This window comes from Streptomyces sp. KLMMK (assembly GCF_036961605.1).
Lineage (GTDB): Bacteria > Actinomycetota > Actinomycetes > Streptomycetales > Streptomycetaceae > Streptomyces > Streptomyces telluris.
The window spans coordinates 1-11,577 of record NZ_JBAMDC010000218.1 but is presented as its reverse complement, the minus strand read 5'-3'; the positions used below and the strand labels follow the sequence as shown (position 1 = coordinate 11,577).

Sequence of the window (11,577 nt, the reverse complement as noted above, 5' to 3'; positions counted from 1 at the left end):
TCCGTACGGGGTCGTTTTTTCGTCCGTTATCCGAGTGCAAGCGGGGTCGGCGGGAAGCGGATTGGCTTATTGTGAGTTCTCCGAAAATCCGTCAACTCCTGCATATTCGCAGGTGAGTTCGACGATCGGAGAGTTCATGAGCTTATCCGCCGGATCCGCAAGAACCGATCAGGCCACGTCTTCCGGGCCCGCGAGAACGGCCGGTACCGGCAGGCCCGGCGTACGGCCCGACGCGCGGAGCGAAGCCACCCGCCTGCTCTGCGCGGGGGCGTACCTCGATCTCGACTTCCGCCGGCGCGTCGTCGAAGAGCTGGTGGAGCACGAGGAGCGGCCGATCGCGCCGTCGCTCGGCGTCGACGTCGTGCCGGTGCTCACCCACGCGCTGCGGGCGCGTGCGCAGGACGCGCTCACGGCGGTGCTGCTGGCCTGTTTGTGGGTCGCGTTCTTCGCCGTCGGGTTCGCGACCGACGCGGGCGCCGACCCGGAAACCGAGCTTCCCTGGGCGGTCCTCTACGCCGCGGTCTGCGTGGTGCAGTGGATCGGGCAGGCGGCCGCCGGGCGCGGGAGCGCCGTCTACGCGGTCGACAACAAGACCCTGCGCGAGGCCGTCAAGGGGCGGACCTCGCTGCGCGCCCTGCGGGCGGTCGGGCCGCCCGTGCTGCAGCTCGGCTACTGGGGTTTCGTCCTGGTCGCCCTGTTCGAGGGCGCGGGCAACTGGGCGGCCCTGCTCTTCCCGCTGCTCCTCGTCCTGCCCGTGTGGATGCACCGCTCGCGCGTCGCCTCCGTCATGCGCCTGGAGCTCGGCCGGGAGGCCTTCGCCCACCACCCCCGCGCGGTGCCGCGCTCGCGCCACCACCGCCGTATCGCGGCGACGATCGACCGCGAGCAGTACGCGGGGCTGACCATCTACGACCCCTCCCGCCCGTTCCTCGGCATGGGCCGCCCGCACGAGCCGTGGTCGCTCGTCCTGGAGCTCAAGCCCCGCGACGGTGGCAAGGGCGGTCCGCGGCCGCCATTCACCGCCCGCGCCGTCGTGGACCTGATCCGGCCGCGCCTGGAGGCGCTGCGCGACTCCGCCGCCGCGACCAGCCGCGACCGGCTGAAGGACCTGGAGATCGAGGAGTTCGTCTACCTGCCGGTGGGCCCGCCCCGGCCGGAGGTCCGCTACGACGCGCCCGTCGTCCGGCAGCACCTGCGGGACGCCGTGGACGAGGGCGGCGAGGCCCGCCGCTACTTCCTGCGGGTCCGCGTCGGCGCCTGGGACGAGCAGGTCGTCGTCTCCGTGCTGGTCAGGGTGCACACCCAGGGCGGCATGCTGGTGCTGGAGGTCGTGCCGCACGTGCTCAAGCCGGTCAAGCCGGAGTTCCGCGCGGTCGACGTGATCGCCGCCCGCGGCGAGGACGACATCCTGCGCGACGGCGTCCGCGCCCTGCTGACCGCGCCCGCCGCCGGGTTCGCGTCCGCCGTCTCGACGGTGCGCACGGCCGTCGCCGGCTTCCGCACATGGCTGGCCGACCCGCGCCGCGCGGTCCCGGACGGCCCCGCGGGCTCGGTGCGGGAGATCGCCGGGGTGCAGTCCGTCTCGCTGTTCCAGGAGATGGACATCAGCCGCTATGTGAAGACGGTCCAGGACCGGATCGCGAGCGGCGTACGGGACGCACTGCGCTCCCAGGGCTATGAGACCGACCAGTTCGAGCAGCAGATCGTGCAGGTCAGCGACGGCGGTGTCTTCATCGGCTCGATGAGCGGCGGCGCCGTGGCCGCGGGCAGCGGTGCCCAGGCCAAGAACACCACGAAGGACGGGGGATCATGACGGATCGCAAGCAGGGCGGCGGCAGCGCCACCGGCGGAGGTGCCGGCAGCGGAGGCGGCATCGCCATCGGCCGGATGACGGGCGGCGCCGTGGCCGCCGGGGACCGCGCGCAGGCCGAGAACCACGCGGAACGGGCCGCGCACCAGGCCGAGAGGACCGGGAGCCACACCGAGCGGGCCGGCCGGGACGCTCATCCCGGCACCGGCTTAGTGCCCGTGCCCGCGGAATCGCCCGGCCACGGGGGCGTCGTGGTCGGCGAGCTCTCGGGAGGCGCGGTCGCCGCGGGCCGGCAGGCCCGGGCCGTCGACTCCTCCCGGGAGGTCATGGCCGTGCCGCCCGAGCTGCTGGAGGCCGTCGCGGAGCTGCGCCGCCAACTGCCCCTGCTCGTCCGGGCCGAGGGCGACGGCGTCGATGCGGTCGGCGACGAGCTCGCCGGCCTGGAGGAGGAGGCCCGCCGCACCGGCCGCACGCAGCGTGGCCGCCTGGTGCGGCTGCGGGCCCTGCTGAGCAGCGGAACCACGGCCGCGGGCGGCCTGGCCTCGGCGGCCACGGTCGCCGAGACCGCCGGCCGGTTGCTGGCGTGAGGGGGAGGGGCACATGAGCCGCTGGGACGCGGATCTCCAGCAATGGGTCGAGGACGACCCGCCCGGACGGCGACCGCACGCGGCGCCGGGGGACGCCGCGGATGAGCGCGGGCGTCTCCACGACCGCCTCCACGATCCCGACGAGCCCGAGGTCCACCTGCTCCCCGGGCCGCCGGACGGCCTGCCCGAGGGGCCCTCGCACGCGGCGATCCTGGCCGGTGCGCTGGCCGGGGTGGTCCTCATGGGCGGCCTGGGTGTCGGGGCCTGGGCCCTGATGCGGGACGACGGAGGTGATCCGGGTCCGGGCATCTCCGGTGACGCATCGCCCGGCGCGAGCGCGAGCGTCCTGCCGAGCCCGGGCCCGTCGTACGGCAGCATCTCCGGCACCACGGGCACCACGGGCACCACGGGAGGGACGACCGGTGGGGTCACCGGCGGGACGACCGGCGGGTTCACGGGCGGCTACACCGCGGGTGCCACGGGCTACGCCACGGGCGGCTACAGCCCGAGCTCCCCGCCCGGCACCTTCTCCGGAACGGGCTCCGGCTCCGGGTCCGGATCCGGACCGGGGTCCGGTCAGGGCTCGGCCGCCCAGGAAGCCCCGGCCGGTTTCCGGCGCACGGAGGACCTCTCCGGTTTCCGTGCGGACGTCCCGCAGGGGTGGGAGCGCACCACGGAGGGCGCCAGCGTCTTCTTCAAGCGGGCGGACGGCAACAGCCTGATCCAGGTGTTCACCCTGGCGGGTCCCGAGCCGACGCCCTACGCGGCCCTGGAGGAGACCGAGCGGGCCGTGTCCAAAAACAAGGGGTACCGCAAGCTGGGGCTGACCACTGTGGGCAGCCCCTCGTCCGACGCGGCGGAGCTGGAGTACACCTACGTCCGGCCCGACGGCACGGTGCGCCGCGTCGTCGACCGGGCGTTCAACGGGCCCGACCGGCGGCAGTACGCCCTGCTGGTCGCGGGGCCGGCCGGCGAGTGGGCCGGGCACCAGGAGATCTACCGGGTGCTGCTGCGGTCGTTCTGCCCTTCCGGGTACTGCGCGAGCAGCGGTGGCGGCAGCGACACTCAGTGACCCGTGTCACTCTTTGTAAAGAAAGAGGCATAGCTTTTCGCCTTTTGGTTAGGCGCGTCCCGTTGCCGCCCGAGCGTCCTGCCCGGCGGCAGCGGGACAGACCAGGAACCGGAAGGCAGAGAAGACATGTCGTCAGCCGAGACCATCCACGTCGACGGGGTGTGGCGCGCCGCCGCGTCCGGTGCCCAGCGGGAGGTGCTCGACCCCGCGGACGCCAAGACCCTCGCCGTGGTCTCCGAGGGCGGCGCCGACGACACGGACGCCGCCGTCGCCGCGGCCCGCCGCGCCTTCGACGGCGGGCAGGGCGTCTGGCCGCGGACGCCCGTGGCCGAGCGGGCGGCGCTGCTGCGCCGCGTCGCGGAACTCCTCCAGCGCGACCGCGAGGAGATCGCGCTGACCGAGAGCCGGGACACCGGCAAGACCCTCGAAGAGGGCCGCACCGACGTCGACTGCGTGACCGACGCCTTCCGCTACTTCGCCGACCTCGTCGTGAACGAGGGCGGCGGGCGCGTCGTCGACGCGGGCTCGGACACCGTGCACAGCGTCGTCGTCCACGAGCCGGTCGGCGTCTGCGCGCTGATCACTCCCTGGAACTACCCGCTGCTGCAGGCCAGCTGGAAGATCGCCCCCGCGCTGGCGGCGGGCAACACCTTCGTCGTCAAGCCCAGCGAGGTCACCCCGCTGTCCACCGTGCTGCTGATGAAGCTGCTGGTGGAGGCGGGTCTGCCGGACGGCGTGGGCAACCTCGTCACCGGCGCGGGCGACCCCGTGGGCGCCCGCCTGTCCGAGCACCCCGACGTCGACCTCGTCTCCTTCACCGGCGGCCTCGCCTCCGGCACCAAGGTGATGCAGGCCGCGGCGCCCACCGTGAAGAAGGTCGCCCTCGAACTCGGCGGCAAGAACCCCAATGTGGTCTTCGCCGACGCCTGCGCGACCGACGAGGACTTCGACACCGCCGTCGACCAGGCCCTCAACGCCGCGTTCATCCACAGCGGCCAGGTCTGCTCGGCCGGCTCCCGCCTCATCGTCGAGGAGTCCGTCCGCGACCGCTTCGTCGCCGAACTCGCCCGCCGCGCCGCGAAGATCCGCCTCGGCCGCGGCACCGAGGACGGCGTCGAGTGCGGCCCGCTGGTCTCCGCGCAGCAGCTCGACAAGACCGAGGCGTACGTCGCCTCCGCCCTCGCCGAGGGCGCGACGCTGCGCTGCGGCGGCGCCCAGCCGGAGCCGGACGAGGCGCGCCCCGCGGGCGGTTACTTCTTCGCGCCGACCGTCCTCGACCACTGCCACCGCGCGATGAAGGTCGTCCGCGAGGAGACCTTCGGCCCGATCCTCACCGTCGAGGTCTTCCGCACCGAGGACGAGGCCGTGGCCCTGGCCAACGACACCGAGTACGGCCTCGCCGGCGCCGTGTGGACGAAGGACGCCGGCCGCGCCCGCCGCGTCGCCGGCCGGCTGCGCCACGGCACCGTCTGGATCAACGACTTCCACCCCTACCTGCCGCAGGCGGAGTGGGGCGGGTTCGGCAAGTCCGGCATCGGCCGCGAGCTCGGCCCCGCGGGCCTGGCCGAATACCGCGAGGCCAAGCACATCTACCAGAACCTCGCGCCCGAGCCGGTGCGCTGGTTCGCCGGCTGAGCCAGCCTCATTCCGTAAGCGAAGAACCTTCCTGCCCCCGAGGAGTACCCCCATGCCCCCCGTAGCCCAGAAGATCACGGCCGATTACGTCGTCGTCGGCGGCGGCACCGCCGGCTCGGTCATCGCCTCCCGCCTCGCGGAGGACCCCGGGACCTCCGTCGTCGTCATCGAAGGCGGCCCGTCCGACATCGACCGCGAGGACGTGCTGACGCTGCGCAAGTGGCTCGGCCTGCTCGGCGGAGAGCTGGACTACGAGTACACCACCACGGAACAGCCCCGCGGCAACTCGCACATCCTGCACAGCCGCGCCAAGGTGCTGGGCGGCTGCTCCTCCCACAACACCCTCATCTCCTTCAAGCCCCTGCCCTCCGACTGGGACGAGTGGGAGGCCGCGGGCGCCGCGGGCTGGGGCGCGAAGGACATGGACCCCTACTTCGGCAAGCTCCGCAACAACATCGTGCGGGTCGCCAAGAAGGACCAGAACGCCATCGCCTCCGACTGGATCGAGGCCGTCAAGACCGCGCTCGGCGTCCCCGAGGTCACCGGCTTCAACGACAAGCCCTTCGACGAGGGCGTCGGCTTCTTCGACCTCGCGTACCACCCGGAGAACAACAAGCGCTCCTCCGCCTCCGTCGCCTACCTCCACCCCCACATGGAGGCCGGCGACCGGCCCAACCTCCGCCTGATGCTGGAGACCTGGGCGCACAAGCTGGAGCTGGACGGCACCCGCGCCACGGGCGTGCACGTCCGCACCAAGGCCGGCGAGGAGATCTACGTCGAGGCCGGCCGCGAGGTGCTGGTGTGCGCCGGAGCCGTCGACACCCCCCGGCTGCTGATGCACTCCGGCATCGGCCCGAAGAAGGACCTCGAAGCGCTCGGCATACCCTGCGTGCTCGACCTGCCGGGCGTCGGCGAGAACCTCATCGACCACCCCGAGTCGGTCATCGTCTGGGAGACCGAGGGGCCCATCCCGGGCAACTCCGCGATGGACTCCGACGCGGGCCTGTTCGTCAAGCGGGACCCGGAGCACCAGGGCCCCGACCTGATGTTCCACTTCTACCAGATCCCCTTCACGGACAACCCCGAGCGCCTGGGCTACGAACGCCCCGAGCACGGCGTGTCCATGACCCCCAACATCCCCAAGTCCCGCGCCCGCGGCCGCCTCTACCTCACCTCCGCGGACCCCGAGGTCAAGCCCGCCCTCGACTTCCGGTACTTCGAGGACGAGAACGACTACGACGGCCGCACCCTCGTCGACGGCATCAAGCTCGCCCGCAAGGTCGCCGAGGCCGAGCCGTTCAGGAAGTGGCTCAAGCGCGAGGTCTTCCCCGGGCCCGAGGTCACCGAGGACGCCGAGATCGGCGAACTCGTCCGCAAGGCGGCCCACACCGTCTACCACCCCGCCGGCACCTGCCGGATGGGCGCCGCAGGCGACGCCCTCGCCGTGGTCGACCCCCAGCTGCGGATCCGCGGCCTGGAGAACATCCGCATCGCGGACGCGTCCGTCTTCCCGACGATGCCCGCAGTGAACCCGATGATCGGAGTCCTGATGGTGGGAGAGAAGTGCGCGGAGATGCTTGTGGCAGGCCCCGGCACCGGGGGTGACGCCCGGTGAACGGCACCGGCGCCGGCACCGGCGCACCCACCGGCCCCCTGCCCGAGGGCACGCCGCAGACCGCCGCGGCCGACGCCCCGGCCGTCTTCTCCGTCCGCAACCTGTGGAAGGTCTTCGGACCGAAGGCCGACCGCGTCCCCGGCAGCGAGCTGGCCGCCCTCTCCGCCGAGGAGCTGCGCGAGCGGGCCGGCTGCACCGTGGCCGTCCGCGACGTCTCCTTCGACGTCCGCCAGGGCGAGGTCTTCGTCGTCATGGGCCTCTCCGGCTCCGGCAAGTCCACGCTCGTCCGCTGCCTGACCCGGCTCATCGAGCCGACCTCCGGCACCATCGCCATCGACGGCGAGGACGTGTGCGGCATGGACAAGGGCGCCCTGCGCGAGCTGCGCCGCCACCGCGCGGCCATGGTCTTCCAGCACTTCGGCCTGCTTCCGCACCGCTCCGTCCTCGACAACGTCGCCTACGGGCTGGAGATCCAGGGCGTCGCCAAGGCCGAACGCCGCGCCAAGGCCGCCGAGATGGTGGAGAAGGTCGGCCTCGCGGGCATGGAGGACCGCCGCCCCGGCCAGCTCTCCGGCGGCCAGCAGCAGCGCGTGGGCCTCGCCCGCGCCCTCGCCGCCGACCCCGAAGTCCTCCTGTTCGACGAGCCGTTCAGCGCCCTCGACCCGCTCATCCGCCGCGACATGCAGGAGGAGGTCGTCCGCCTGCACCGCGACGAGGGCCGCACCATGGTCTTCATCACCCACGACCTGTCCGAGGCGCTGCGCCTCGGCGACCGGATCGCCCTGATGCGCGACGGCCGCGTCGTGCAGTGCGGCACGCCGGAGGAGATCGTGGGCTCCCCCGCGGACGACTACGTCCGCGACTTCGTGCGGGACGTCCCGCGCGAACAGGTCCTGACCGTCCGGCGCGCCATGCGGCCCGCCGCCGCGGGCGAGTCGGAGGCGGGCGAGTCCCTCGCCCCCACGACGACCGTCGCGGAAGCGATCGAGACGGTCGCGCGCACGGGCACCCCGGCCCGCGTCGTCGACGGCGGCCGCTGCGTCGGCGTCGTCGACCACCGCAGCCTGCTGGGCGTGGTCGCGGGCCTGGACGCCGGCGAAAGGACCGCGGCGTGACCGTACACACAGCTCCTCCGCAGATGAAGACGGCGCCGCCCGGCCGCGACACCACCGGGCCGCACCCCGCGGGCCTCGCGCTGCGCGCCCTGTGGGCCCGCCCCGCGGCCCGCAAGCTGCTCGTCCTCGCCGCCGCCGCGGCCGTCCTCGTACCCGTGGCGGCAGCGCTCCACGGCAGCGGCACCTGGCCGTCCGCGCTCACCGTCGACCTGAGCAAGCCCCTGACCGGGGCCAGCGACTGGATCATCGACAACCGCGACAGCCACTGGGCCTTCCTCTACTTCTTCGGGCACATCAGCGGCGCGATCATCGGCGCCGTGCACGCCGTCTACACCGTCCTCCTGGCCCTCGGCTGGGCCGGCGTGACGGCAGCGGCGGCCCTGATCGCCTGGCGCGTCGCGGGCGCACGGGTCGCCGTGACCGCCCTCGCCTCGTTCGCCGCCTGCGGCCTGCTCGGCATGTGGGTGCCCACGATGCGCACGCTCGCCCTGATGATCGTCGCGGTGGCGGTGTCCGTCGCCGTGGGCGCGCTCATGGGCCTCGCAGCGGGCCTGTCGGACCGTACGTTCCGCGCGCTGCGGCCCATCCTCGACACCATGCAGGCGCTGCCCGCCTTCGCGTACCTGCTGCCCGTCGTCCTCGTCTTCGGCATCGGCGTGGCGCCCGCCGTCCTGGCGACCGTCGTCTACGCGGCGCCGCCCATGGCCCGCCTCACCGCGCTCGGCCTGCGCTCCACCGACAAGGGCGTCCTGGAAGCGGTGGAGTCGCTCGGCGCGACCGGACGGCAGCGGCTGCTGACCGCACGCCTGCCGCTCGCCCGCCGCGAGCTGCTCCTGGGCGTCAACCAGACCATCATGATGGCCCTGTCCATGGCCGTCATCGCCTCCGTGATCGGCGCGGACGGCCTGGGGGACCGCGTCTACCAGGCCCTGTCGACGGTGGACGTCGGCAGCGCCCTGGCCGCGGGCATCCCGATCGTGCTGCTGGCGATCGTCCTGGACCGCACGACGGCAGGCGCGGCCGCCGGGTCCTCCCGGCCTTCCCGCCGCGGGCACAACCGGACGACGGGCCGCACCCGGCGAACGACCGCATGGCTCGCGGCCTCGGCCGCGGTGGTCACGGCGGCCCTCGCCACGGGCGACAAGCCCTGGCCGGACGGCTGGACGGTGGCGATCGCCGCCCCGGTGAACGACGCCAAGGACTGGATGGTCGACCACCTCTACACCGGCCTCCCGGGCATCGGCGGCACCGCCGACCTCGCCGCCCACTACACCGCCTGGGTCCTCGACCCCCTGCGCGACGGCCTCCTGGCCCTCCCCTGGTGGGGCGCCCTCCTCCTCGTGGCCGCCCTCGCCTGGCTGATCGGCACGTGGCGCACGGCGCTGACGGCCGTCCTGTCGCTGGCCGCGATCGGCGTGCTGGGCCGCTGGGAGCTGTCGATGGACACGCTCTCGCAGGTGGTGGCCGCCGTGGCCGTCACGCTCGTCCTCGGCTTCACGATCGCCGTGCCCGCCGCGCGCAGCCCGCGCGTGGAGCGGCTGCTGCGGCCGGTCCTGGACGTCTTCCAGACGATGCCGCAGTTCGTGTACCTGATCCCCGTCGTGGCGCTGTTCGGCATCGGCCGGGCCCCGGCCGCCGCGGCCGCGGTTGTCTACGCGCTGCCCGCCGTCGTCCGCATCGCGAGCGAGGGCCTGCGCCGGGTGAACCCCGGTGCGATGGAGTCGGCCCGCTCGCTGGGCGCGACCGGCGGCCAGCAGCTGCGCCAGGTGCAGTTCCCGCTGGCCCGCCCGCAGCTGCTGCTCGCGGTCAACCAGGCCGTGGTGCTGGTGCTGTCGGTCGTCATCATCGGCGGTCTCGTCGGCGGCGGCGCGCTCGGCTACGAGGTCGTCTTCGGCCTGGCCCAGGGCGACCTGGCCACGGGTCTCACCGCGGGTGTGGCCATCGCGTGCCTGGGGCTGATGCTCGACCGGGTCACGCAGCCGACGAAGGGAGCGCGTGATGGCGCGTAAGACGATGACGGCGGCGGCCGCGCTGTGCGTCCTGGCCGCCGCCACGGCCACCGGCTGCGGCGCGGCCGACATGACCAAGCAGGCGTCCCCGTACGCCGATGCGGCGGGGACGAAGACCGTCACCCTGTCCGTGCAGTCCTGGGTGGGCGCGCGGGCCAACACGGCCGTCGCCAAGTACCTGCTGGAGCACGAGCTGGGCTACCGCGTCGACACCGTGCAGGTGGACGAGGTGCCCGCCTGGGACGCCCTCAGCCAGGGCCGCGTCGACGCGATCATGGAGGACTGGGGCCACCCGGAGCAGGAGAAGCGGTACGTCGAGGAGAAGAAGACGATCGCCTCCGGCGGCGACCTCGGCGTCACCGGCCACATCGGCTGGTGGGTGCCGAAGTACTTCGCCGACGCCCACCCCGACGTCCTCGACTGGCGCAACCTCAACAAGTACGCGTCGCAGCTGCGCTCGCCCGAGAGCGGCGGCAAGGGCCAGCTCCTGGACGGCTCGCCGTCGTACGTCACCAACGACAAGGCGCTCGTGAAGAACCTCGACCTGGACTACAAGGTCGTCTTCGCGGGCTCCGAGGCGGCGCAGATCACCCAGATCCAGCAGTCCGCCAAGGACAAGAAGCCCTTCCTCACCTACTGGTACGAGCCCCAGTGGCTCTTCAACGAGGTGCCGATGGTGGAGGTGAAGCTGCCCGAGTACACCGAGGAGTGCGCGGACAAGGGCGCGAAGGACCCGGCGACGGTGAACTGCGCCTACCCCACCACGCCGCTGAAGAAGTTCCTCAATGCGGACTTCACCCGCAAGGGTGGCAAGGCGGCCCGCTTCCTGAAGAACTTCCAGTGGTCGAAGGACGACCAGAACGCCGTCTCGCAGATGATCGCCGAGGACAAGCTCAGCGCGGACGAGGCCGCGAAGCGCTGGGTGGAGAAGAACCCGGACGTCTGGAAGAAGTGGCTGCCGTGAGCAGGTAGCACGCAGCACCTGGCACGTGCAGCAAGGAGCAGGAAGCAGCCGAGCGGCGCCGTACCCCCGTGGACGGCGCCGCTCGCGCGTGCAAGGGGGGATCAGGCGGAGTACGCGCCCGGAGCCAGGCCCGTCGTCACGCCGATGCGGTTCCAGGCGTTGATGGTGACGATCATGGCGATCAGCTGGGCGAGCTCCTCCTGGGGGAAGTGCTTCGCCGCCCGGTCGTAGACCTCGTCGGAGACGCCGGAGGGCAGCAGGGTGACCGCCTCGGTCAGGGCGAGCGCCGCCTGCTCCTTCTCCGTGTAGAAGCCGGCCGCCTCGTGCCACGCGTTGAGGAGGTAGATGCGCTCCTCGGTCTCGCCCAGGCGGCGGGCGTCCTTGGTGTGCATGTCCAGGCAGAAGGCGCAGTGGTTGAGCTGCGAGGCGCGGATCTTGACCAGCTCGATGAGGGAGGTCTCCAGGCCCTTGCGGGCGGCCCGCTCCAGGCTCAGCATCGCCTTCTGGACCTCGGGGGCGACCTCGTGGAGCAGCATGCGGGGGGCGTGGTGGTGGGTGGTGTTCTGTGTGGTCGCGTTCGTCATGGATACGACACTAGGCCGGGGGCAGCCCACAGGTATGGTCCATTCCCATGGAGAAAGCATGGGCCACTTCGGAGGCCGGACCCGCGGTCGCCGGCGCCGGCGCGGGCGTGGACTTCCACCTGGACCTGAGCGGGCCGGGCGGCGTGCGCGCCTCCCTCATCCGGGCCCTGCGCGAGGCCGTCCGCA

Annotated in this window: 9 protein-coding genes; 8 read left to right on the top strand and 1 reads right to left on the bottom strand. The window is 72.9% G+C overall.

Translation table 11 applies throughout. The features are described 5' to 3' along the window. Positions 1–136 precede the first annotated feature (136 nt). From V7793_RS25130 to V7793_RS25095, 8 genes are all read left to right on the top strand, one after another. The gene (locus V7793_RS25130; protein WP_336010184.1) at positions 137–1,813 is read left to right on the top strand and encodes a hypothetical protein; all 1,677 of its coding nucleotides are present in this window, start codon (positions 137–139) and stop codon (positions 1,811–1,813) included. Next, positions 1,810–2,397, top strand: coding sequence for a hypothetical protein (locus V7793_RS25125; protein WP_336010183.1), 588 nt, complete (start codon positions 1,810–1,812; stop codon positions 2,395–2,397). Before V7793_RS25130 ends, V7793_RS25125 begins: the two co-directional genes overlap by 4 nt. A gap of 13 nt (positions 2,398–2,410) precedes the next feature. Further along, complete coding sequence (locus tag V7793_RS25120; protein ID WP_336010181.1) at positions 2,411–3,469, top strand: hypothetical protein; 1,059 nt, start codon at positions 2,411–2,413, stop codon at positions 3,467–3,469. A 126-nt stretch (positions 3,470–3,595) separates the two neighbouring features. Then, positions 3,596–5,104 carry an aldehyde dehydrogenase family protein gene (locus V7793_RS25115; protein WP_336010179.1) on the top strand — a complete coding sequence of 503 codons (1,509 nt, stop codon included), beginning with the start codon at positions 3,596–3,598 and terminating at the stop codon, positions 5,102–5,104. Positions 5,105–5,156: 52 nt separating this feature from the next. Then, a complete protein-coding gene (locus V7793_RS25110) occupies positions 5,157–6,719 on the top strand; it encodes a GMC family oxidoreductase (RefSeq protein WP_336010177.1) in 1,563 nt (520 codons plus the stop codon). Positions 6,720–6,757: 38 nt separating this feature from the next. Then, positions 6,758–7,834, top strand: coding sequence for a quaternary amine ABC transporter ATP-binding protein (locus V7793_RS25105; protein ID WP_336010189.1), 1,077 nt, complete (start codon positions 6,758–6,760; stop codon positions 7,832–7,834). A gap of 23 nt (positions 7,835–7,857) precedes the next feature. Beyond that, positions 7,858–9,843 carry an ABC transporter permease subunit gene (locus tag V7793_RS25100; protein WP_336010187.1) on the top strand — a complete coding sequence of 662 codons (1,986 nt, stop codon included), beginning with the start codon at positions 7,858–7,860 and terminating at the stop codon, positions 9,841–9,843. Beyond that, positions 9,833–10,807: an ABC transporter substrate-binding protein gene (locus tag V7793_RS25095; protein WP_443057989.1), complete on the top strand. Its 975-nt coding sequence runs from the start codon at positions 9,833–9,835 to the stop codon at positions 10,805–10,807. The genes V7793_RS25100 and V7793_RS25095 overlap by 11 nt, the downstream gene beginning before the upstream one ends. A 101-nt stretch (positions 10,808–10,908) precedes the next feature. Here the strand turns inward: V7793_RS25095 and V7793_RS25090 are convergent, their stop codons facing one another. Beyond that, positions 10,909–11,391, bottom strand: a complete 483-nt coding sequence (locus tag V7793_RS25090) for a carboxymuconolactone decarboxylase family protein (RefSeq protein WP_336010175.1) — start codon at positions 11,389–11,391, stop codon at positions 10,909–10,911. Between the last annotated feature and the right edge of the window lie 186 nt (positions 11,392–11,577).